This is a genomic window from Paenibacillus sp. SYP-B3998, from assembly GCF_010820665.1.
Taxonomy (GTDB): domain Bacteria; phylum Bacillota; class Bacilli; order Paenibacillales; family NBRC-103111; genus Paenibacillus_E.
This window is the reverse complement of sequence record NZ_JAAIKC010000003.1, coordinates 436090-460064: the sequence shown is the minus strand read 5'-3', so window position 1 is coordinate 460064 and position 23975 is coordinate 436090. Positions and strand designations below refer to the sequence as shown.

Annotated in this window: 19 protein-coding genes and 2 pseudogenes; 5 read left to right on the top strand and 16 right to left on the bottom strand. The window is 49.5% G+C overall.

All coding sequences use genetic code 11. The annotated features are described in order from the left end of the window. Positions 1-6: 6 nt before the first annotated feature. Positions 7-639 carry a C40 family peptidase gene (locus GK047_RS12545; protein WP_163946562.1) on the bottom strand — a complete coding sequence of 211 codons (633 nt, stop codon included), beginning with the start codon at positions 637-639 and terminating at the stop codon, positions 7-9. A gap of 582 nt (positions 640-1221) precedes the next feature. Continuing rightward, complete coding sequence (locus GK047_RS12540; protein ID WP_163946559.1) at positions 1222-2337, bottom strand: hypothetical protein; 1116 nt, start codon at positions 2335-2337, stop codon at positions 1222-1224. Positions 2338-2547: 210 nt separating this feature from the next. On the opposite strand from GK047_RS12540, the gene GK047_RS12535 reads away from it, so the two are divergent. Then, entirely contained in the window at positions 2548-2826 is a 279-nt protein-coding gene (locus GK047_RS12535; RefSeq protein ID WP_163946557.1) for a hypothetical protein, read from the top strand. On the opposite strand, the pseudogene GK047_RS29635 reads toward GK047_RS12535, so the two are convergent. Next, a pseudogene (locus GK047_RS29635) lies at positions 2801-3001 on the bottom strand (hypothetical protein); the annotation flags it as partial. The gene GK047_RS12535 and the pseudogene GK047_RS29635 sit on opposite strands and share 26 nt — an antisense overlap. Positions 3002-3160: 159 nt before the next feature. On the opposite strand from GK047_RS29635, the gene GK047_RS12525 reads away from it, so the two are divergent. Then, on the top strand, positions 3161-4693 hold the full coding sequence (locus GK047_RS12525) for an FAD-binding oxidoreductase (RefSeq protein WP_163946554.1): 1533 nt from the start codon (positions 3161-3163) through the stop codon (positions 4691-4693). Further along, on the top strand, positions 4690-5679 hold the full coding sequence (locus GK047_RS12520) for a hypothetical protein (protein WP_163946551.1): 990 nt from the start codon (positions 4690-4692) through the stop codon (positions 5677-5679). Before GK047_RS12525 ends, GK047_RS12520 begins: the two co-directional genes overlap by 4 nt. Positions 5680-6113: 434 nt before the next feature. Here the strand turns inward: GK047_RS12520 and GK047_RS12515 are convergent, their stop codons facing one another. From GK047_RS12515 to GK047_RS12470, 10 genes are all read right to left on the bottom strand, one after another. Next, positions 6114-9911: a hypothetical protein gene (locus GK047_RS12515; RefSeq protein ID WP_163946549.1), complete on the bottom strand. Its 3798-nt coding sequence runs from the start codon at positions 9909-9911 to the stop codon at positions 6114-6116. Between the two features lie 56 nt (positions 9912-9967). After that, on the bottom strand, positions 9968-11095 hold the full coding sequence (locus GK047_RS12510) for a hypothetical protein (protein ID WP_163946546.1): 1128 nt from the start codon (positions 11093-11095) through the stop codon (positions 9968-9970). A 44-nt stretch (positions 11096-11139) separates the two neighbouring features. Next, positions 11140-12825, bottom strand: a complete 1686-nt coding sequence (locus tag GK047_RS12505; RefSeq protein ID WP_163946544.1) for a hypothetical protein — start codon at positions 12823-12825, stop codon at positions 11140-11142. Positions 12826-12857: 32 nt separating this feature from the next. Beyond that, positions 12858-13796: a polyprenyl synthetase family protein gene (locus GK047_RS12500; protein ID WP_275901666.1), complete on the bottom strand. Its 939-nt coding sequence runs from the start codon at positions 13794-13796 to the stop codon at positions 12858-12860. 101 nt (positions 13797-13897) lie between these two features. Beyond that, the gene (locus tag GK047_RS12495) at positions 13898-15394 is read right to left on the bottom strand and encodes a hypothetical protein (RefSeq protein ID WP_163946540.1); all 1497 of its coding nucleotides are present in this window, start codon (positions 15392-15394) and stop codon (positions 13898-13900) included. After that, positions 15372-15800, bottom strand: a complete 429-nt coding sequence (locus GK047_RS12490) for a hypothetical protein (RefSeq protein WP_163946537.1) — start codon at positions 15798-15800, stop codon at positions 15372-15374. The genes GK047_RS12495 and GK047_RS12490 overlap by 23 nt, the downstream gene beginning before the upstream one ends. Before the next feature lie 14 nt (positions 15801-15814). Beyond that, positions 15815-16192 carry a hypothetical protein gene (locus GK047_RS12485; RefSeq protein ID WP_163946534.1) on the bottom strand — a complete coding sequence of 126 codons (378 nt, stop codon included), beginning with the start codon at positions 16190-16192 and terminating at the stop codon, positions 15815-15817. Positions 16193-16230: 38 nt separating this feature from the next. Beyond that, positions 16231-16878, bottom strand: coding sequence for a hypothetical protein (locus tag GK047_RS12480; RefSeq protein ID WP_163946531.1), 648 nt, complete (start codon positions 16876-16878; stop codon positions 16231-16233). A 353-nt stretch (positions 16879-17231) separates the two neighbouring features. Beyond that, positions 17232-18143: a hypothetical protein gene (locus GK047_RS12475; RefSeq protein ID WP_163946529.1), complete on the bottom strand. Its 912-nt coding sequence runs from the start codon at positions 18141-18143 to the stop codon at positions 17232-17234. 118 nt (positions 18144-18261) lie between these two features. After that, the gene (locus tag GK047_RS12470) at positions 18262-18855 is read right to left on the bottom strand and encodes a papain-like cysteine protease family protein (RefSeq protein WP_163946525.1); all 594 of its coding nucleotides are present in this window, start codon (positions 18853-18855) and stop codon (positions 18262-18264) included. Positions 18856-18945: 90 nt separating this feature from the next. Here GK047_RS12470 and GK047_RS12465 point away from each other — a divergent pair. Further along, positions 18946-19146, top strand: a pseudogene (locus tag GK047_RS12465) (protein adenylyltransferase SelO family protein); the annotation flags it as partial. 681 nt (positions 19147-19827) lie between these two features. Here the strand turns inward: GK047_RS12465 and GK047_RS12460 are convergent. Continuing rightward, positions 19828-21327 (bottom strand): malate:quinone oxidoreductase, encoded by a 1500-nt coding sequence (locus tag GK047_RS12460; protein WP_163946522.1) that lies wholly within the window; start codon positions 21325-21327, stop codon positions 19828-19830. 317 nt (positions 21328-21644) lie between these two features. On the opposite strand from GK047_RS12460, the gene GK047_RS12455 reads away from it, so the two are divergent. Next, entirely contained in the window at positions 21645-21881 is a 237-nt protein-coding gene (locus tag GK047_RS12455) for a hypothetical protein (protein ID WP_163946519.1), read from the top strand. On the opposite strand, the gene GK047_RS12450 is transcribed toward GK047_RS12455, so the two are convergent. Further along, positions 21876-22442, bottom strand: coding sequence for a cysteine hydrolase family protein (locus GK047_RS12450; RefSeq protein ID WP_481855999.1), 567 nt, complete (start codon positions 22440-22442; stop codon positions 21876-21878). The genes GK047_RS12455 and GK047_RS12450 overlap by 6 nt on opposite strands. A 334-nt stretch (positions 22443-22776) precedes the next feature. After that, complete coding sequence (locus tag GK047_RS12445) at positions 22777-23940, bottom strand: cytochrome P450 (protein WP_163946516.1); 1164 nt, start codon at positions 23938-23940, stop codon at positions 22777-22779. Positions 23941-23975 lie beyond the last annotated feature (35 nt).

Sequence of the window (23975 nt, the reverse complement as noted above, 5' to 3'; positions counted from 1 at the left end):
CTTCATTCATAAAACCGCCTGCCTCCCCCATTGGATAGAACGATCCGACACATTCCGTTTGTAAACTAGCCTGTCCCTATCAAGCAGCGGATAGTCGTAGAGAAATCCTTCGTACAACGTTTCAAACGCAGGATGGCGGAGGAAATCGTTAGGCGTCACCAGCGTTGACGGTCGATCCCATAGGGACAGTCCGCTTTTGCTCAACGTTTCTGACACAAACTGGGAGCAAAAAAAAGCATTTTTCGGCTCAATATCAAGGTTCATCAGCACTCTTAATAATCCAATCAGATTATACCGATAGACTTCTTTCTCCTTTTGAAAAGATTGAACGATTCGAATCGCATCGTCACGCTGCTGCTTCGAAACTTGTAATCGGAGCAGTACGCAGCGAGTACTAGGGAACTGACGGAAAGTCCCTTCATAGACATCCTCTTCGACAAATCCTGCAGCCCATGGATTTTTTGGGTGCTTGCGGCCGAAGCTGAATAAATCGTTCAGGTCTGTGTCTAGTGCCAGAGAAGCATGATTATAAGGAGCGGCGGTAAAGCTCTTGATCAATGTTGTGAACAAGGTGCCAGTATCGGTCAACAAAACATAAATGCTGCTTCTCGAGTTGTTGTCTTGGGCATTGTCGATCATTGTGTTAACCCCCATAGCAGTAAAGTTTTTTATAGCATCCGCGTTCTATAGCACGGGTAAATTGTCAAGAACATCTTCTACAACAATAAGATTAGCAAAAAAACAAAGTAGTGATAACTGTCTGAGGTTTAGTTTCGTGCTAGACTTTGGTCTTGGTACATCATTCATGCAGGAGCGAATTGTTAAGGAGCAGCGTCTGTCATGCGTCCGCCACTTTAGATTAAAGTAAAGAAGCCACTTCTACTAAGAATAAGAAGTGGCTTCTTTCATTGAAATGTCCTACATTGTTAGAGAGGAATCTATAATCGATATCTGACAACAGGCTACTGTGGACCTGCCTTTTAGGTTGCTATTTAGATATAGTTTACCGATAGATCAATACTCTTCTTTTATGGATTAATCTACTCAATCATATCTAACAGTTCCCAAGTATTTAAGACTAACAATTTAGGCGCTCGGCTGTTTCCACAATTTTCGCCCATTGTGTTCTCCAGTCTATAAATAAAGTATGCATGGAGTTCAACCTTTCTAGTGTACTTGATGGATTGCTAATCACATGATCTTAAGAAATTCCGATTGGGCTCAAACCTTCACCCGACTTCGGTAGCGGGCCAAATGCAGATGCATCGCTTCGCTGCGGTACCGTTCCGGTATTTCGTAGAAAATCGACTCCGGATTTTTCACCTGCAAAAAGCACTTTTCATACAATTGGGCCAGATCAAAGGTGGTTGGCGTCAACAGCAAGCTGAGTGGGGATAGCTGTAGGGCGGCGGCACAGACGTTCTCCGTCAGCTTGGCCGGGCTGATAGAAAGCACGATTTCCCTCACATCCATATCGGCAATAGGCGCATTCTCAGCAAACAGCTGGAGGTAGAACGCCTCATCTTTTAAAGCCGCAGGCACCTTTTTCAAATGGGCTCGATTGCTCCATACCAATGGAACCCATTCCTCAATCGTTTGCGGCTTCTGCTGCTTGTCCCCTTTTTTCTTCACAATAGACTGGCCGCTGCATAACGTCTTCCACAGATCGCCCCACAGTAGCAGCGTCGGTGTCAGCAGCTTTTTCAGTTTACTCGGAATCGAATCGTCTTCCCCATAAGTTCGCGCTTCCTCTCTCTCTACGAAAGCGAATGAGGAACTGAGACCTTTTATGGCGCTTACGCAATGATCTTCGTTAATGTAGATCTTTGTTTCGAGCTTTCCCCCGACAGTAAGCTCCCCGTGATTGTAAGAGCCATAGACAGCCTCCTCAACTGTCGCGTCGCCGTCAATTCTAATGTAGGCTCCGCCTGAAACGATGTTTTGTGCGTGACAGTTCCCCTTCACAATCAGATACGGGCCCCAGTCGAGATTGCTGTTAATGATAGAACCGTTGACCGTAAGCTGGCCGTCGATGACCAACCCGGCGATCGTGTGCCCTGTCGGCTCGTCCCGCAAGGTCGCAAACTGTCGCCAGGCCTCATGAGTGACCGTATCCTCCCAACCTTTCTCCCCATCCAGATGCAAATGGCCATCGATTTGCACATCGCCCTGAGCCAGAAGCAGCCACTCATATTGTCCATCGTCATACAAGAAATCTTTTATTTCATACTGCACTGCGACTTCCTTGGCATTGACTATTTTCAAAGACGTGCTGCTTTTGATGACAGCATGATCTTTATTTGGCTCTGCCGTACGTTCTTTACCCTTATCTACCATGCGCTCCCAGCCTCCTAGATGTATCTTCGCATTTAGCAAAATTCCAGTATAGGGATATTATACTTAATTGAGAGAGGATCTTCACATGCGGCTTATGGATCAATTCCTAGTATTTATGCCAGGGGGACGCTGTATATCATCCTGCTCGACACGGAACGTGTCAGTATAAAAATGTTATAATATGGATAGATAAATTTAAGGAGGTTTAAAATGAAAGATTCTTCCTATAATCCATTTAATGACGAGACGTTTCACCCTCCTGTGAATCAAACCGAAACGAATTCCCTTGAAGATAAGGATCCCTTTAACGATGTAATCAAACATGGCGATATTGTTTCAGGTTTTCAAGTTCCCAAAAGACTTGACCAATTTCCAAAGTGGTATCAGAATCCACAGAGAATATTTGCGACTATCTCTCTGCTTGTACTCGCCTCGGTTATGATATACCAAGTAATTCGAAATATTACCGATATTGTACCGGGGAAGTAGACTCTTTGGCATAAGTTGTGCAGCATGATCGAATTGTCTGTTTGGATATCGCCCCAAAATATTCTACAACTACCTCACGGAATTCCAGAGCAGCCCGCGAAATGTACCGACTCTTGTACCATAATAAAGCTATATCCCGTACCTATTCGTGATTCTCTACTTGGAGATATTTGATATCAGTGTTTTGCGTGGTTGCTAACACTTTCGAGATTTGGGGAGATAGTCTTTTTTCTATGTTCGAAATTATTAGTCATAGCAAGGCTTGTGATTTATGAAATTGATTAAATATGGGAAAAGCCCTTTACCCGTCATCGCCAGAAAGAGGTGAAATGTCATGAATTCCCGTTCGATAGAAAACTTTGTGGAAAGCCAACGTCTCAAAGAGGCGCTGACGGCGTGGAGCCTATTGCTGGGTCCAGAGCATGTCAACCTGGATGAACGCGCACTGGCTTTGGCCAATACCGCGACTTTTCGGACCATTCCGCGCAGTGTTGCTATCCTGAATCCTGCGGACAGGGATGAAATCGCCGCTTGCCTGCGGATCGCTACCTCCTTCCGCATTCCCGTCTATCCAGTCAGCGCAGGGCACAACTGGGGGTACGGTTCCCGCGTGCCCGTGCAAAGTGGAAGCGTGCTTCTCTCGTTGGCACGGATGAACCGTATTCTTGACTACAACGAGCAGCTCGCTTTTATCACCGTTGAACCCGGCGTGACTTTCCGGCATATCATCCAGTTTCTGCAGGAGCAAAACTCGGAGCTGCTGCCGCCGTTGAGCGGTGCGAGCCCTGACGCTTCCTTAATCGGCAACGTACTGGAAAAAGGGATCGGCAAGGGGCCCTATGAAAACATGGCTGCGCGCAGCTTCGGTTACGAGGTCGTTCTGCCTTCGGGCGACATTGTTGCCGATCGGCCGGATGCATCCGAATTCGGTCCCTTATGGCAGGGCTTGCTCCATCAGAGCAACCTCGGCGTCGTCACGCGTATGTCTTTGGCGCTGGCACCCGCGCCGCAGTTGCGTCAGCAGGGTGTTTTTCTGCTGGCGGACAGCCGACAGCTGGCAGCCGCCATTAATTCACTCCGCAGTCCACTTCTGCGTAATCCCTCTCATTTGCAAGCGGAAATGATGAACCCTTATCGTTACTTGGCTCAAACAAGCCAATTTCCTTATGACCTCTTGGGCGAGGAGCGCGCCTTGTCAAGGGAGGAAGCCTCTCGTCTGCTGCAAGGCGCGCTCGGACCCGGACCCGGCTGGGTCGGCAACGCCACCCTATGGGCGGACAGCAGCGACGAGCTTCACCTGCGGGCCGGCATGCTGCGGGCCTGGCTCGAACCGCTCGGTATCACGGTCGAGCTGACGGCCCCGCAGCCGGGGCGGCTGGCCCCTGTCGACATGACCAACCCGCTCAATAGCGCCTACTGGCGAAAACGGCAGCCGACAACCGACGATTTGCATCCGGACCGCGACGGTTGCGGCGTGATTTGGATCACGCCTACGTTGCCGATGCTCGGAGAGGCGGCAGCCGATTTCGTCGCATGGATCGAAAATGCGATCCTTGGTTACGGGCTGGAGCCAACCATCTCGCTGCGTTTCCCCGATGGCCGCCGCATTCACGCAGTCGTCGGACTGTTGTACGACCGGCAAGATGCGGACATGGAAGCACGGGCCCTGCGGTGCCATGAGACGGTAAATGACATGCTGCGTGCGAAGGGCCTGTCCCCCTATCGTTTGAACTTGCTGAACATGGAACAGGGGGCAGCCGACCTGCAGGCCCGCAACCCACTGCTGACAGAATTAAAGCAACTGCTGGATCCATGCGGCATCCTGGCCCCCGGCAAGTATATTCAAGCTAAGGAGGAACCCTTATGACGGAATCACAAACGTTCGAAAGCCCGCTACGCATCCGTCAGCATACGGCTTTCACCTCTATAGGATTCGGCAACGTTACGCTGTGCGGGAAGACGGCTGCACTCAAACGTTCCATGCAAGACGCGCTCATGGAGACAATGCACGCTTTGCCGGGTGCTTTGTTTCAGGAAGCGCAGACCTTGCTCGACCGGTATGCCGGGCAGCCGGGCGATTTTTACCGGTTGTTTTATGTGCCGGTGTGGTCGTTTCTTCATGTGGTGCCCGCAACGCTGAACGTCCATCATCCTTCCGCTTTTGTGGATTCCGCCGTCACGGCACACGCGCTTTCGCTGTTCCTCCATTTGTGGGACGATCACCTGTCCGACGGTCAGCTCAAACCCGATGTGCTGCGCTTACACATGCGCACGCTTGCTTGGCAGCGTTTCGAACATCACTGCCGTTTGCTTTGCCGACATGCCGGTACGGATGAATTGCTCGTGGAACAATCGGTTGCGGACTACTTGCAAGCCGTACATACACGTCCTAAGCTGGACGGACTTGAAGCCTATGAAGAGCAATTCTTGCAAGAGGTGGCCATCTGGTTCATCGTGCCCCGCTTGCTGGCGGCAGCCTTTGCAGCACCGGATAAGGCTGCAGCGTTAACTCATACGCTGGAGCGGTTTTGTCTGGCCTGGCGGCTGGTCGATGACGTGCAGGATATCCATCTCGATCTCGAAGAGGGGAAACGGACCTCCGTATGGTTTCTATTAGACGAAACCGGTCGGAATCGCTGGGATTTGTGCCAGAGAAGCATAGTGGAAAGCGGGCACATCGCCCCGGCTCAGTGGCAGGAGTTGACCGCATATATCCAGCAATCTGGCAGTCTCGGTCGGATTTTGGCACGCGCATCCGATTATCTGCTAACCGCAGCGCAAACAGCCAGAACCTCCGGCTGGGGAGAACTCGCGCAAGAATTGGAGCAATCGAATCAGGGGCTTCTACCTTGAATGGGAAACTGCCCTTGGCGCGATAATCCCGACTAATTGGAGTTGCTAGGATCTTGTCCAGCGCGTTTAGCCGGAAAACCTCCATCTAAAAATCGGCCGAGATCGCGACATTCGCATATTTAGGTGGACATCCTCCCCCTATTCAAAAAATATTAACTATTTTGCAGCAAATTGGTTCGACTAGACGGATTAATTTCCCACTATTTGGTTACTTTTCGTAATATGAATATAAATAACGGGAGGAATTCCCGGTAATGCTCTTTTGACCGACGTTTGTTTGAGGGTAACGTTCGCGTCGGAGCACTGGCGCATGTTTTTTCTGTCGCTTTGACATGCGCCGAGCTCAAGCACACAAAAAAAACGAAGATGTAAGAATTGCTCTTACGTCGCCGTTTTTTAAGATTTTATTTACAACTGGAGGAGCCCTTCCCTCCTTACAAATGCTTAGCCGCAGTCGTCATCGCGCAATACTTGGCTGCTTCCTCGGCAATCTCCAACGCTTTTTCCACAATGGCCTTAGCTTGTTCCAACGTTTTATGGAAGTACTCCTGAAGCACTTTCACCATGTTCTCCACGCCATGGATAAACTTCTTGGCCACCAGCTCAGCCCAAATAGCACCATCCTTCAAATAGTCCAGAAGCGCCTCCTTTGCCTTCTCCCATGCCGTTTCGGCTATATGGACGAGCGCTTCCGTTTTCACATCCAGCTCAAACGGGATTTTAAAGCCTTGGCCAGCAAACTGGAAGCCGGCCTTAAAGGCGGCTGTCACCTTTTCCCCGGACACGCCGATGTCCAGCGCACCTTCGGCCCCCGTGGCCAAAGACACTTTGCCAAGCGGCCCCAAATCAAAATCATTAAGCCCCACCTTGATATTGCCGCCAATGCCCATATTGTCGAGCTGCTGAATGTGGCCGTGGACATCCATGTACAAAAACGGCGTCATTTGCCCATTCAGTTCGAATACCAGTCCGTCTTTGGACAGGTTCACATAAACATCCCGCGTCAGGCCTAGCAAATTCATACGACCGCTGAGGCAGAAATGCGGGGAGCGGAACGCTTCGACTGTCTGTTGGGGTTGATTGAAGGTAGATGCCGAGATCAGCGGTCCGGATTTGCCGTCATGCGATTCGATCGCAAACAACTTGCCGCCTCCGATCTCAATCCGGCTCATTGTCGCGTCTATCGCGATCCCTTCGTTCAAATTAATGTCGATCGTTGCCTGCGCCTCAAGACCGAAAAGACTCAGCTTGCCGTTGACGTACACCTCTTGTTTAAACGGCTGCAGCCCCGCGATCTTGACCTCATCCAGCGCACAATAAAACTGCGCTTCCAGGGATACTTCTATTTTCCCTGTTCGTGTATTGGTCCGAATCTGGTAATGTCTCATGTTTTTGGTCAAATCCGTGATAAACCAGGTTTTGCCTGCTTCCGCTTTTACGACATAAAGGCTTGACAGCTCCGAAGGAATTTGAATCTTGCCGTAGGTCTGAAAAGCCTGCGCCACTTTATCGATGTGCAGATTATCCAGGTCATCCGCCAATTCCAGCGGTATTTCAAAATCGGACGTGCCTGAAAGCTTGACTTGATCCAGAAACCCGTTGATTTCCGAAGGAATCGTGTCCCCCGTCAGCGTGTCGAGCACGTCTTTGAGGGTTAGGTTGCTTAATGAGCCGGCCAGCATGCTTTTTCTCACATCGGTCGAATCGAAAAAGACGGCAATGGACGAGTCAAAATGTCCGGACGTAATGCTGCCCGCTACCCCCAAACTCGGAATCCCTTCCCAATTAACGCCAATTTCTAACGCCAGATTGCCTATCTGGAAGACGCCGAAATCAATCGGTTGATTGCCCCGCATGGAAGCGGAAAACAACGCGCCGTTGGCTACGAAAACGAGCTCAAGCGTAAAGGTTTGCGGCGTATTTTGAATATCGACAGTCATTTCGCCTTTCAGGAACAAGCCAACGCTGCCGTTTTGGATTTGACCGCCGAATTGGCAGGTTAGCGGGTGCGACTGAATCTGCGTTACATAGCTTACATAAAGCCTCGAGTCCTTAGAAGGATTGAATCCGACTTGCAGTGTGATCCCGATTTGCGGATCTAGGCCCAGGAAGTTTTTCAGCAAATTTTGCTGACGGTTTCCTGTGTGGATGACCCAGTCGGCATGCAAGTTGAGTCCTGCAATCACCCCTCCGGTCCGGATCGGCAGCGCAATCGTGCCTTTGCCGACCTCAGGCGGGTTGAAGCTCGCGACTTCCGGGAACGTAAACTTGATATCTTCAAAGCTGGATACGATGAGAAACAAGTTTTGCAGAGAAAATATATCCTCGAACATCGAAAGGGCGCCCAAACCTGGCAGCGAGGAGAGGCGAGGCGAACGAAGGCTGAGTCCGGCGGCAAAGCCCCACTTGTTGTCGCCGCTGACTCGGCGAACTTCCATGGCAAAAGTGCCCAAGCTCTCCATTTCCGTAGCGAATAAAAAAGTGTAGTTCGCGCCTTTCTTCTGAATCATGACCGATGACTGGGTCAGCGTCAGATCGAACGCGCTCGGAATTGGTGCTTGCTGGTTCACGAGCTTGCCCAGTACCCTTGTAAGATTGATTTCCGGGAAATAACCAGCAATCAAAAAGTCGCCAGGGATATCGTAACGGACATTCAGCTTGAAGGCATCGCCGAATGTAATGCTGCCGCCGAACGTACCAGCAACTGGGCCGCCTTTAGGGTACGTGAACGCCAGCACGACATCCTGAATCGTCAGCTTGCTGAAACCGACATCGATGACCCATGGATCCGGCTCCATCGCCATGGCGAGCGACATGGCGTAGTATCGGGCCGGCGCAACGCTTACGCTTAACGCATTGATCGTCAGATCGCTTGGTGCAGGCACGCCCGGCACGTAAGTCTCCATCAGCCGTTTGAGCGGAATCGTCTGCTTTTCGGCGAGCTGTGCATTGATCTGAAAGCCATTCCGGCTATCGGCATAGATATCGATCGGGACGCCTTCGATTTCAAACGTACCGAACACGCTTACTTCAAACGACGGACTGGCGCTTCGGCTAAACGGATCTAATACCGTAAATTGGCTTAAGATCCGATCAATCTGAAAATGATCGTCCCACACGTGCCAGTTTAGATCCGGCATACCGATCGTCAGTGACGTCATCGCTACCTCGAAACCAGAGCCGCCGACCACCAACTCGATCCCTGCGCCGACGAGCTCCAGCTTCCCTAACGCATCGCCCATGCTGCGGATTTGCTCGGGCAGCTGCGACAGCAGACTATCCGTACCGGCGATATCCGCGAGCTGCGCCAATTTGCTGAGACGGACGCCCTTAAATTGACCGAGCAGCAGCAGTTCATTGCCTCCGGGCACCAGAGGTGCCGTCAAATCCAGCTCCAGCTCTGCGCTGGGGATGCTTAGCTTGCCGCTGTAAGCAAATATCGGCTGGTATGTATCGTTCTCGAGAAGCCACTCCTCTGAATGCGGTGCATACACGCGAAAGACGGCTCCTTCGAACGTTAACGCGGACAGCGTGGTCCGAAGGCCAAGATCCGCTTGCAGCAGGATGCCTGGGACCGGCTGAACGGCATCCCAAGGATACGATTGGAGCGGAATCGGGATCGCGATGTCTGTATTTGCCGGAAGGCGGATCGTACCGTGCAAAGTAAACGGGGCGATCTCCCCAAAAATCGTGGCCAAAATGCCGACGATGCCGGTCGGCCGCATCAAACTCACAAAGTTAATGCCCGTTTGAAGCTCAATCTTGAAATCCGGCTCCTGTTGTTTTTGACTGGTCAAATAGTAATACGACTGGTACAAAGGCAGGTCATCCAGCGGAAACGCCAGCGGATCGCCGGAAGGTCGGTCATAGTCCACAATTTGCGGCATAGTGGGAAAGCTTTTGGAAAATTTCCAGTCATTCGGGCCAGGATTGTCGCCGAGTAGCTTATATTTCAGGGTTAGCTGCACGTTGCCTGCCTCATCCGCGTGAGCTCTAAGTTCTACACCCAAATCGGGTATATTCAAAAAATGAGATCTGCCTGTGATTACAATCGTCTCAGCGATACCGTCGCCGTCTCCAGGTATGGCACTGAGAATCGTGATCGGTTGACCCGCGTTGTTTTTGCTCAACAAATCGGCAATATTGGGCGTTAAACCCGCTGACGAGACAACGGCCACCCCTTCTTTGATCGTCAAAATTTGCTTCAATTGCTCATAATTCAATAGGTTCATCCCCTTGCTTCCTATCGTTCATGGTCGAGCTGTTGGAACGTAACGTTACAGCGAGTTTATGTGGGTAAAACGATAGAATCGTAAAAAACGATTCTTTGGTCAAACCAGTGGTACTGGGTGCCTGTCCCCGGCCTGGGCACCTGCATCGGGCCCGCGGGTATATCGAAGGTGGACACCGAAGGCACGTTTACCAACGCGGCCTTGCCGTATTTATTTGTCGGACTTACCGAAATTTCCCTTCCGACAATGGGAAGCGTATACGAATACCCGGTAACCCGCTTTAATTCCGAACGCGCAGATGCAGGTGCCGTAGCAAGCCCGTCGTTGCGTATCACATACCCGCCTACCTTAGCGACAACATCAGAAGGGCGAATGCTCATGGCTCCAGCCGTCAATAAATGAAATTTCAGAGCCGGAGTACGAGCCCCGTTCTCTTTTGACGACCAGTCGGCCACGGTCTGTTTCAGGACCGAGCTCACATGATCCAGACAAATATCAAGACCCATGCTAACGCCGTCGATTTCCATAACTCGTTTCCGCCGCATCCGCCAATCTTCAAAAATTTGCTTCGTTCCAGGATCCATGCCAGGGACGGATCCTACAATGCCGTCAATGCCGGAGTTTAGCCTTTTTTCAATAATTTCATGCACGCCTGCCAGTCTAGTCAATCCTCTATCTACGATAACTCTTGGACCTCCCCGGACTATCGCGGCAGAGTTATGATAAATTGGCTGGACCGTCGTATCTGATATGGTGTTCCCGAGTGCGGTTCCGCAAATGAACAGCCAATCTCTAAAGTCCGCATGCTGAAACATACTATTTAACACGTTGAAAATGCTGCTGAATACGAGCGGGGGATACGTATTGTTCGTGTAGTCAGCACCAACAGTCGCCGGAGGGCGAAAGTAAAATTCAGGCAAAATAAAAATTTTCAGCGTGTTGACGTTATCTCCCCCCAATGCCTGCAAACGATTCCAGGCCAAATTCACTACGCCTGCAAGCCGTTTTAGGCGAATTCGCGCATCCGCTTGAATGGCTGTAGGAGCCGTCACAGGCAGCCGCCCTATCGTTTGGTATTCTTGCCCCGCGTCCCAGCCCGAAATTATACTTCTAGGCCAATCGTTATTGATGTAGGTCACCGTGGGAATTTCATAGGCTATCATTCGAAAATGGGTATAAGGCATTGGTCCCTCCCGTTAAACATAAATTGATGACACCTGCTCCCATCTCAGTCGAGATTTTCGGCAATCAGCCTCTGAATATCAGTGGTGATTTCATCGCTGATCCGCTGTAAATTTTGCGCTATGTTGTCATTGATGCTTTCCACTGCTTTGAGTTTGATGTCGTCTTGGTTCAAAATCGCATTGATCACATCTTGAAAAGCTGAATCAATTTGCACACTGATCGTGATGTCAGCGGAATTCGCCGACAACGATAACGCTTGGAAATCAGCGCGCAGCGCTTCGAGAACGTCGCCGCCGAACAAGATGGCCGCTTGTGCGGTGGCCGATCCGATACGCAGACTTAAGTTACCCGTTAAGGCATCCGTGCCGCCTTGCGGCGTCATTGAGAATTGGCCGGTTGCAATAATTGGAGGCCGGGCAAGCTGGAGATGCAAATGAATCAAAGAGCAGTCCAGAACCAGTCGGTCAGCCGGAGCCGTCAGATTGGAGAGTCCAGTTATCTGAACCTGCGAGAGCCGAAGATCATGAAACTGAATACCTTCATACGACTGGTCGCCAAGTGAGATAACTTCCGCCTGATACGGATCGAGCTTGGGATCTTTGATTCTGCCTAGCGCTATAGGCAAATAGTATGGACTGGCTGGACTGTTCAGGGCGTAACGCAGCCGATCAAACGCATACTGGTCAACCGGGTTGGTCCCTCGCTGGCCCGCATCGTCCGGAAGCTGGCCCTGCGGCACGACTCCAAGTGTATCGTCGAACGCTTTCAGCAATTGGCTCGACAGCATCTCACCAATCCGGTTCAGGTTATCTTCCCCGTTCAGCATCGTATTGATATGCTCAGTAAACGAACGATGCGTCTGAGGATTTTCAAAAGCATTTATGACCTGGACTTTCCAAATGTCCTTTATCGTTTGATTGAGAATCGTATGGATGGTTAGACTGTCCGGATCAAGGACATAGGACGGCACCTCGCCAGGCGCCTGGCCCCGTACGTTTAGGCTTTTGACCTTCACGTTCACCGTTCTGCCAGCTTGGTCGTCCGCTTTTCCATCAACCGCGATGTGAACCTTTGCATCAATGTAAAAGTTGTGAATATGGACAGTCATATCCCCCGTACCGGTAATATCCTGAACCGGCCAATCCAAGCGGGGCAAAGTCAGACGAACGTCGGTGCAGCTGGCGGGATTGCTTTTGCTGGCGGCGCATACGCTCATTTTCAGTTCATAGCTTCCTGTCAGTTGCATCTGCGGAAGCGCAGGATTATGATCATGTCCGTCCTGATGATCAAGGCCGTCGTAGAACCCCGTCTCCAAGGTCACTAGCACGTCGTAGCCGTTCTCTGTTACGTTCACTGGCGCATCCGGCAGTACCCAAATATTATGGAGTCCGTTCACAATGATCCCGTTTATTGTCAATTCAGGCCATGGCTTCGCCGGATTGGAAATCGGCATAAACAAGCTCATGTCGGTCGGCGGCACCGCTTTTGGCGCCATTTTCCCTACAAGCGACCACCAGGCATTCTCGATCGCTTCCCGAATGGTCTGACCGCCGGTGTCTTGAAGCTCCCCCAGCGACCACTGATCGGCGTGAAAAGGCAGCTGCTTGCCTTGGCCGTCCGATTTTTCCAATCCTTCCAGCTTAGGCGGCAGCCAGTATTTGGCGTTGGTCGGATCGTTCGCGCGTTCACGCATCGTATTGAGCACAAAGGTAATCAATTTTGCCCCCATGATTGGCCCTCCTTAGCCTTGCAAATCATTCGTTAAAATCCGCGGTTCACCACATGCAGCGCGATCTCTTCCAAAGCGCTCCGGTACCGATTGTGCGGAAAAGGACGCAAATGCTCGACGGCTTCGAGTGCCTGGTTTCTCGCATCCACGTAAGCGCGCGCAAAACCTGCTGTGCGCATAACCGCATCGACACCTTCGCCCAGCTCTTCGACCGTGTAAGAGGCTCCCCGCATGATCCGGGTGACGGCATGATCCTCTCCAAGCTCAGCCATCGCATATATAACGGGTAGCGAGAGTCGGCGCTGCGCAAGATCCGTGCCCTTGGTTTTACCAGCCGACGCATCGCTCTCCACAAAGTCAAGCAGATCGTCCATCATCTGAAAAGCTCTGCCGACACGGCGTCCGTAAAATCCGCCTCTCCGGGTATCGCCAGTCCTTCCCCCCGCCAGCGAAATGCCCGATTCGCACGCCAAACCGAAAAGAACAGCCGTTTTTCTTTCTATCGTTTCCATATAGCGCGCTAAAAGGGTTTCCGTATCCCAAGCCGGATCGGTTTGCAATTCATCCAGCTCTCCGCAGCAAATCTTAAATGACGTATCCAGTACGAGTTTGACAAGTCCCATATCCTGTTGCGTATCAATTGCATCAACGAAACCGCGAATCGCCTGCACAAACTGCATGTCGCCGACGATGACAGCCGTTTCCGTCCCTCTTGCGGCATTGACTGAACGCATGCCCCGTCGCAGCAGCGCATGATCGACGATATCGTCATGAATGAGCGTGGCGACATGCAGCATTTCCAGTGAAACGGCGCCTTGTATCACTTTCTTTGGCAGCGGGGCAAAGGGGCCGTGGATCATGCGGGCGCAAAGCAGCATCATGATCGGCCGTACCTTCTTCCCCCTGCGGTACAGTTCGTACTCGATTTCGGTCAAATAGGGCTTTTGCGGAGCAAGAGCTTCCGTCAACATTTCGGAAAACCGCTCCAAATCTTCAGCCAGCAGTTCCTCCCTTATGGCATCAAGCGGGTCTCGGGTATGTTCAGCCAGCACATTTTGGGGGAACGTCATTTTCATAAAGTAGCCCAACTTTTCCGGTTAACGGTTTCGACATGCTCTCGCAGGAAAGACTGTAGTCGGTCCACGATGGCGTTATACAACAAACTGCGGATAAAATGCATGCCCTCCAGCCGCTCGGTCGCCACTTCACCGACGGCACCATACCAATGGGCGTCGTCCAAATCGAGCGCAAACGCCGGCACATCGACAACGACGCGCGGGATCAGCAAATGCTCCTTTTCCCCCTCGGTTGTCTGCTCCACCGAGATATGGACGTCCGCTTCCACGCACCCGATGAACGCCTCGCATACGCCTTCGAAAAGAGGAACCCCGGCAAACTTCCCTTTTTCGGCCCTTTCTTTCAAGTTGGCCTCGTACAGATTACGGAGCATGGAACGATCCTCCTCATCCAAAACTGTCCAGCCCAAATTGCCGTCCGATCCACTACCGCCAGGCCCCGCGCCCTGCTGGAGCAAATTGACGACCTCCTCGTCTTTGACCGTCGGCAAACTTCCTTGGTGATTATCGACGGTTGCCAAGACGTCTTGCGGTTTTAGCGGATTTACGTTCTTTTTATCGTTCCCTGTGGTCTTTACGGCCTTGCCAAAGGCTAATGCGGCTTTCGAAGCTTCCAAATACTTGCCTTGCGGAACCGAGTCGGCTTCGAACGGGTCAAAGCTCGGGTCTGTCATGACCGTATTCATCGCTACAGCCAACTGCTGGGTGAACGAGTGCGCGTTGTAGCTTACGGCTTCACCGGTATCGGATCGTTTGTACAATTTGTCGTTTATATCAGAATTGCCATCGATTGCTTCAGAAGTGTCCGCGGACATAGCTCGTGTTACGCCTCCTTGCTGCCAGGTCGTTTTCATCGCCTGCGACTCACGAAATACTTGCTCATATACCTCGTTATGTTCGTTATACAAATCAATCAATTTGATGCCATTATCGGTATCCATTAGCCGCTTTCTCTGTTCCCGCGCTTGATCGAGCCATTGCTCAACCTGTGGGTCGACAGGGTCCTCGTCTCCGCCGGAACCCGCCGCCAGCGGACGACAGCTTACCTCTGGCAAATCCATCAAATTGCCTGCGGTATCCAAAGTCACTACAGGATCCGGTTTCACCTCCAGCACGTAGCGTCCCGTCAACTGGACACGATCCAGAACAAGCCTCAGCTTAAGCGAAGCACTGTTTTCCTCTCCCGGTTCCGTTCCGGTAACGTACGGTCCGGCTGCCTCCACAAACAGGTCTTTTAAGCGAAATCCTACAGTCCCGGTAGGGTAAGAAAAACCTTCCGGCATTTGAACAGTCCTTGCCAGTGGATAGGCAGGCGAATCCGGCATGGATAGCTTGGCAAGTTCATTTGGCGTCACGGAGTCCGGCCCGTTTCCCGATTTTTCGATCATGCGCTCCCATGCGTCCTGAAATTTCTTCATTTGTTCGTTCATCACATGTTCCCCTTTCCTTCCCCCAGGTACTAGAAGCTCATTAACCTTGGCCGATCCGCACATCCCCTGTTGCCATCAGCATGCCGTTATAATTTGCGAGATTGACCGTATTCAGCGCCAGTTTCACTTTGACACCCTGGACTTCCATGGTATAACCTAGCGGTTCGCCAAGCTGCAGCGTGTGCGTTTGACCGACTTGTTCGTCCAGGGCTTCTTTCAGTTTTTTCTCGATTTTGGACTCGATGATTTGTCCGATTATCGGCACCGCAATTTTAAGCGACCCAAGCGTGATCACACTGGCAAAAATGCTCTCAGCGCTGTCCACGTTCGTAACCTGGGCATTCACGGAAAAATTGTCGTACTTATCCACCTTCATGGTGACACTATCCGGAGCTGCGCTCAAAGACAGATGGAAGGCCGGATTGGGAGCGATTTGAATGTTATAACTAAGAAAACTCATTGTGAACACCCTCTCTTTTTGCGTCAGACGATATCCACATTGCCTTGAATCAGGAGCATATTGTTAAAATTAACAAGCTGCAGCTGACCGGGAGTTATCTGAAGTTCCTCACCGTCTACCTTCTGTGTAGTGGGCGATATCGTGATGAGCGGAAAATGGAAGCCAGCGAAAAGCGACGTTGCCAGCGGCGGCAGGACTGCGCCAAGCAGCTGTGCGAGCGGCCAGGCGACACCGGAAACGATTTGTTCCGATACGCCGCCGGACGGCGTCAGGCTAATGATAAAGTTGTCAATATGTTCGATCGTAGCCACTAAGGTCGTATCTTGAAAACTCAAGCCGATGTCGGCTCCGACATCAGAAGGCTGCGTAGAAGCCGAATAATTGAGTCCAATCTCGGACATCTCGGGTTCTCTCCTTTCAAAATGGCATAGCCATAAACTTAGTAGCTGCTGAACGCATCCGCAATTTTGTTGGCCGTATCAACGACGCCGTCGGCAACTTTTTTGGCACCGTCAGCGATCGTATCGCCAATCGCCCCGAAAACGTCTACGCCCGCACCCGCAGCAGCTGCCACATGCAGCGATGCATGAACGGTCGTCAAGTTGGCCGGATTTACGGAAACCGCCACATTTCGCAAGGTGACGCTTGCGCCGTAATTGGCCTTAAATATACCGTAGTTTTCACTGCCGGATGTGCTTGTTGATTTGCCCTGCAAAGTCTGCACGCCCCGACTCGCCATTTGCTGTAAAGCGTCGGGACTGAGCAAAACGGTGAAAGCACCGTCAGGAAAGCCAGCAAGATCCGGTATCACCGGAACTGGTCTTCCGGGTAAGCTTGCGGCTGCAACCAGCTTGCCGCTGCCAACCGCCAGCACAACCGGGCCAAATTGGACCCCTTGAAAATCCAAATTCGGAATTTGCTCGCCAGTCAGCAGGGTGGCTGCCATCTGAAGCACTTTGGGAATGAGAAAAAGCTTATAAATCGTCTGATCCTGCGGGCTGCTGTCCTTCAGGTCAACGACGGCAGCAACAGGCGTCAGCGTCAGCTTGTTGGAAGGGCTGATCGCAACCGTGCAGATTGCCTGCACGCTGGTCACCGCCTCAGAAACTTCCCCCGTATCGACCCGGGTACGCGTGACTCGCAGGTTGTTAAACCGGGCCACAAAAGCATTCGCCTCAGGTTGCGGCGTGGTGCCGTCAATTTTCACAGCCGCTTGCCACTGCTGGCCGGACGGCGCCTTTAAATCGATGATCGGCGGTTGCTGTACGTGCCAGCCCACGGTCATGTTCACACCCAACACATTCAACTTCTGCGATCCGCTGAACAGTTTGCTCTGCAGGCCGGGTTTGTTAAACAGAGAGACCGCCACACGGTTCATCGAATCTTCGTTCAAACCGATCGCCACATCTACATTCATGTGTTTCTACCCCCTCTCTTCTTTTATAAGGATTTTCCGCCTGCGCTAATGGCGCAGGGTCCCCCTGCACCAAAAGGCTTTAAAGCGCCCGAAAAATCATAGTTCAGCTTCGCGCTTGCGTGCGGCGCGTTGCCTGCATCCAGCGATACGTCCACGCCTCGCAGCGAAGCGCTGAACTCGTAGCTTAATACACCGTATTTCCCGCTGTCCGAATAAGGCGGCATCGTCGCCACTTTTTGCTGCGCCGCCGACTGAATCACATCCCGGCTCAGCAGGAAAAACAGCGGCTTATCCGGCCAGCTGACGCCGGTGATATCGACGCTGCCTTTGCTTTTCAAGCTGGCTGCCATTAACAGCAACTGATCGGCTACGGTAATTAAGGGCGGGGTGAAATCCAGTTGAATGCCTTGTTTAGAAAAATGCAAGATCGGAATGGATAAACCGGATAGTAGTTCGCTAGCCTTTACAAACACTTGGGTCAGGATGATCTGGTTCAATACGAACTTATCCCAGCCCGTCATTTTGCTTTCATCCAGCCAGACCGCTACCGGCTTTATCGTCAGCTTCGAATTGTCCTGCTGTTCATCAAGCGTCGCAAATACAACGACCTCCGTCGTACCGGACACGGTGGACTTCCCTTTGACATATTGCGCAGCAAACTGGGGAAATACCAGTTGAAATGCATTGGCGACCGGTCGGTCTTCCGGCTTGGGATTCCCCCCAGAGCTGTCGATCGATTGATTCCAACGGTTCTGGGGAGGGGCTTCTAGTGTGAAGGTTGGAGCCTGTTGAATGTCCCAGGACGCCGTCCCTCCTTTAATCTCGGTACTTCCTTTAAAGATCCGGCTTCTCACTTGCTGATCCGCATACAACTGGCTTGCGCCTTGATCGAGCGTCTCTTTTTTAATGCCGATCGCTACATCAAATTGACTCATACCTTCATCTCCTCAATACGTGAGTATCGCTGATAGCTGGCTGCATGGCTGAAAGCTTACGACAGTATAACTGTAAGCCTGCATGCCTGTATGCCCTGCTCAACCAGAAAGTTCCACATCACCTCCCTTCCATGTTCAGGGGTGATTGCGTCCAATAGGTGCCTCGCCAATAGCCAGCCGATCCCAAATAGCCGCCGGGAAATGAAGCATACGCTTGCACCGATGAGCCATGAAGCGGGTCCTCGATGTACACGTCTCCCGCTCGCGCGGAATAACCAGTTATGACGGCATAATGCGTACCGCCGAATTTCCATTCGAGGCATAAGCACACGGGACGGCCGGCATCAATCTCCATGGCGATGCGCTCGAACGCCGGCTTGGCGGGGCTCCAATGGCTGAAGCAGCCGACAAGCCGCAAAGCGTCATCCAGCATCGCAACCGTGTTGCAGGCGGTAGCAACCTCCGGTTCCTCCATATGGCGGGAACAGTCCATCGCCAGCAGCTTGCCAGCGATTTCCGGCTGTCCCATGTCCACAGCGCCATAGTATCGGCCTATGGAGGCAGACAAGGCAGCCCAGCACCAGTTGCTGAGCTGCTGCGGTTCCAGTATCAAAGGCAGCACGCGCGTATCGGTACGGGAACCGGAGGACAGCTTCTGCACATCATAATAGCTCGCCTTCTTAGATGCCGATGGTTCGATATTGAGCCTCATTTTATCCTCCCTGGTATTTGGGGATATTTACCACAATCCCAAATTGTATCCCAGCTATATAAAAAACGGCTACCGCTTTGCTGTTTGCATCCTTGCGCTTTCATGGATAACTATGACCCAGCAACGGTATTTAGTTCCAATGACATTGATGGTCGCTATGCCTATGGCAATCAGCCGCATATTGCCACGTGGAATCTCGCGAGATTTGCTGAAACCCTATTGCTGCTGCATGTTGATGAGGCTAAGGCTGTCAAACTGGCTGAGGATGCGATTTCAGACTTTTCCGAGTTACTGGAGATTTCAATTCGTGGGCGGAATGATAACATTCATAATATAAGACTAACATAGCCAAATGAAAGAATAATGAAAGATTCAACCATATATAGAAAAAAACGTATTACACTAGACGGCTTAATGAATGGTAACTTAAATTTAGTTCTTTCATATCAAGCAAGGGTTTCGGCTAAAGATATATTTGCGAAGTTTGCAAATTATTCCTATTTAGACGTATTCGCAAGGGATTAAACGATCCTCCGGTTAGTTTAATGATGGATAAGGAACTTACTTCCAGAATACCTCCGTCGGGAATGAGATAATGTTCTAGTCAAAATCGGGAATAGGATAAAGTTCTTGTCAATTGGTCGTGACAGCAACTTTATCCCATAAAACAAAAAAACCGCGATTTACGCGGTATTTAATGAGGTAATGTTATTGTCACCCAACACATTCCGGGCTAGTTGTACGTTGAACCAATGAAGCAAAACATGTTGCATAACGCTTAACTGCGAATTTCTAAAAAAAAGAATCTTCAATCTATAGATAGATCAAAGATTCTTTAAGTAATTTTTTATTGTATTTCTGTTTTTTTAATCATTGTCTTTTCAATCTCTTCATCATAGAAACGATTATCCATTGATGAAAAATGTAACTGAAACTTTTTCATTAAATACCTTTGTTTCTACATCCAAATAATTAACTATAGGCTAGCTCTTTTTCGCTTAGACCAAGTGTCTCTGCTGTTGAAGTATGAATTTCGTGCAGAAGCTCTGGATTTTCCATTAGTGATACGCCATAAGAAGGAATCATTTCTTTAACTTTCGGTTCCCACTCTTTCATATGTTGCGGGAAGCATTTTTTAATGATCTCAAGCATAACGTGAACAGCAGTAGAAGCACCTGGAGAAGCACCTAGTAATGCTGCAATCGAGCCATCAGCGGCACTAATAACTTCCGTACCAAATTGAAGTGTACCTTTGCCGCCAGCTTCAGTATCTTTGATAACTTGCACACGTTGGCCCGCTACTACTAAATCCCAATCCTCGTTTTTGGCGCTCGGGATAAACTCTCGTAACTCTTCCATGCGCTTTTCTTTCGATAACATGACTTGCTCGATCAGGTATTTTGTCAATGACATGTTTTTTGCACCTGCCGACAACATAGTTACGAGATTATCCGGTTTTACGGAAGTTACCAAATCAAACATTGAACCGGTTTTTAAAAACTTTGGTGAGAAGCCGGCAAACGGTCCAAATAGCAACGATTTTTTATTGTCGATAAATCTTGTGTCAAGATGCGGAACAGACATTGGTGGAGCTCCAACCTTAGCTTTGCCGTATACCTTTGCATGATGCTGCGCTACAACATCCGGATTATTACACACCATAAATATTCCGCTTACCGGGAATCCTCCAATATGTTTTCCTTCAGGAATACCGGATTTTTGCAGTAAATGCAGGCTTCCTCCCCCGCCTCCGATAAAGACGAATTTTGCAGTATGGCGTTCGACATTACCGCTGTCGTTTCGTACTTTCAATTCCCACGAGCCGTCACTAGTACGTTTCATATTATCAACGCTATGTTTGTATTTGAAATCGACGTTTTTACTCTTTAAGTGGTCAAACAAAATGCGTGTTAAAGCACCAAAGTTGACATCAGTTCCAGAGTCGATTTTTGTTGCCGCAATAGGTTCATTCGATGGACGATCTTGTATAATAAGTGGAATCCATTCGATCAGTTTTCCAGGGTTATCGGAAAATTCCATCCCTTGAAACAGAGGATTATTTGACATCGCTTCAAAACGTTTCTTTAAAAACGTTACATTTTGTTCCCCTTGTACCATACTCATATGAGGCACTGGCATGATAAAGTCCTGCGGATTACGTATCAGCTTGCTGTTTACAAGATAAGACCAAAACTGCATTGAAAGCTGAAACTGTTCATTAATTTTGATAGCTTTGCTAATATCTATAGATCCGTCTGGTTTTTCGACAGTGTAGTTAAGCTCGCACAGTGCCGCATGCCCTGTTCCTGCATTATTCCATTCGTTAGAGCTTTCTTCTCCTGCATTTTCGAGCTTCTCAAACACTGTAATTTCCCATTCCGGTACTAATTCTTTCAGAAGTGTCCCTAAAGTCGCACTCATGATTCCGGCACCAATTAAGATGACGTCTGTTTTAGTTTCTCTGTTGCTCATTTTTACCATCCTTATACCCTAAAATTTGCAGAAAGGAAGTAGGCGCTCCTGCTTAGGCGCTACAGCAAGACAGGGCGCGACCTAGTCACACACCTTTTCTGGATCAATTATAAGCCTATAGATTAAAATATTTATTAACTATTATATTTATTTACTATTATATGATAGTTATAAGCTATACGACAAGAAGTTCGGCGAAGAAGCCTTACTGGATAATCCTTATAGCGTGCAAATCAGCTTCCACTATAGCTATTTTCGAGCCAGTTGTAACTAAAGCTTGGTATTAGTTATAACTCGTCGGGAATGAGATAAAGTTCTTGTCGATTGCTTTTGAGAACAATATTATCCCATTAAACAAAAAAGTTACGGCGGCATCCCTGGTGGCAGGCGTTTGTGTGAACAAGCGCCCAGAGCCTTTTGGTATTCCCTCGTTGGTGAGGAACAGCCGCATACGGTCGACAATCGGTGAAAATAAGTTGAATATAACGTGTCAAGGCTACCGAGAGCTCACTCGGCAGCCTAATGATGGGCTATTCCGTTTAGTTGATTTATGATTGCTGAACCATGAACTCAATGATCGGATACGAAATAACATGGCGATCACGGTATGTAAGGGCAATAAGATCTTCTTTTGCACTCAAAATTCCACGCTGTAAAATGGCTGCCTTAAACCCGCGTTCAATCGCTCCATTGTATGTAAATAAGACGCAATTCCCGGCGTCAAAACCTGCTACCACGACAAGGCCAATCTGACGATCGAGCAGAATTTGTTCTAATTCTGTTTTCCAGAAAGCATTGGAGAAAGTCTTCTTCACAATGAGGTCATCATTCTCCATTTGAATCTCAGGAATGAACTCCAGCAGTTCTGGACTAACAACCTCGGCATCTTCTACATCTTGAATATGAATGACTTGATGCCCGCTGGAACGCAGAATTTGAGCAACATGATTAATATACTCGCATGCGCTTGCCACAGGATGGTCTTGCAGGGAATTTTTTTGCATATCGACGATCAAAAGTGCAATTTTCATCGCTTCACTTCCTAACATTCTATGGGTATTTGTTTTCTTCACTTTATCAAACAAGGTAGTGGTTGTCCATAAAATATCATGCATGTATCTCCATCCTTCGTCTAGCTCCCGAAAAGGATCCAACTGCAGCTTGCACACTGATTTCCCCGTTTTCTAGATGGGTCTTCCAGCATCTCGGGCATCTCGGGTTGTCTATATTATTGAAAATGAACCACCTAGATTATGCGATTATGAGGCGGACTAAAAAAGTCGAGTGCATTTCGCACCCGACCCTAGCTTCACTTTCGATATGTTTTCTTTTGGCACAAGCTATCGCTAGGCGACTCGAAAGGCACAGTACAATTCAATATACGATGATTATTACTTTACTTGTTTCACTGGTTACTTACGTTTTTTGTAAGAATTCGGTGAGGTTTGGTTAGCGAAAATTTGTCTCTACGAATTTGTAGTTAATTGGTAAGCTTTCCAGCCCAAGCAGTACAGTACTATGAATCGGCACTAATTCCTTCTCGCGTATTCGCTCAAATCGGCTCAAATGGGTAAGCAATTCGGTAATGGCTATTTTCACTTCTAATTTTGCCAGATGAACACCAAGACAGTGATGGATGCCGCTCGAGAATGCCAAGTGGTTTGTGTTGTTTTTACGATCAATATCGAAGGCTTCCGCGTTGTCGAATACCCGTTCGTCCCGATTTGCTGCTCCTAACCAAACGTTTATCGGTTCTCCCCTGCCAATCAAATGGCCACCTATTTCAATGTCTTGAAGAACGATGCGGAACGTCGATTGAACGGGTGAACGATACCGCAGAACTTCATCAATAACTTTGGAAACAGCATCTGGATCATTACCAATCCTTTGTATGACCTCTGGATGTTCATCTAGTGTAAGCACCGTATTCGTCAAAAGGTGTGCTGTCGTCTCAATTCCTCCAATAATAAGCAAGAAACAAAAATCAACTAATTCTCCGTCGGTAAATCCGCCTGTATCTGCTTTAACAGACAGCAGTGCACTAACCAAATCGTCCTTTGGCTCCCTACGTCGGTTATCAATCATCCATTGGAAGTAGCTGCAAAGCTCATTTTGAAGCGTTTCGCTTTCGTTCTCATAGGCGTCCATGCCGCCGGTAAATGAATTATACTTCACTTCCAATTCAGACCACCTTTGAAAAGGGAGTCTGTCTTCGGGAGGAACGCCTAACCAGTCCGTCAGGACATGAAGAGGCAGCGGAATCGAGAGGCTCCGGACAAGATCTGTTTCTTCCTGTCCCCTCAAAGCACTGATTAATTCCTTCACGACTGTAGAAATGCGCGGAGCAATTCCCATGGACATCTTGGGTGTAAACAGTTGACTTGCCATTGAACGGTATTTCTGATGCCTTGGAGGATCCATAGATAGTATGCTTCTCTCCTCAAAAGAAACCTGGGAAGAAAAGGTGTTATGATCGTTCAACACCTGCTTCACATCCTCATATCGAAACACATTCCAAGAATGATTGGTGTCTTTGTACACGGGATTCGTATCGCGCATTTGCCGGTAAAGAGGGAACGGATTTAATCCGTCCCATGTGATAGGTTGATTCATGTCGTCCTCCTCGTTGTGTATGGGGTACTAAGTAT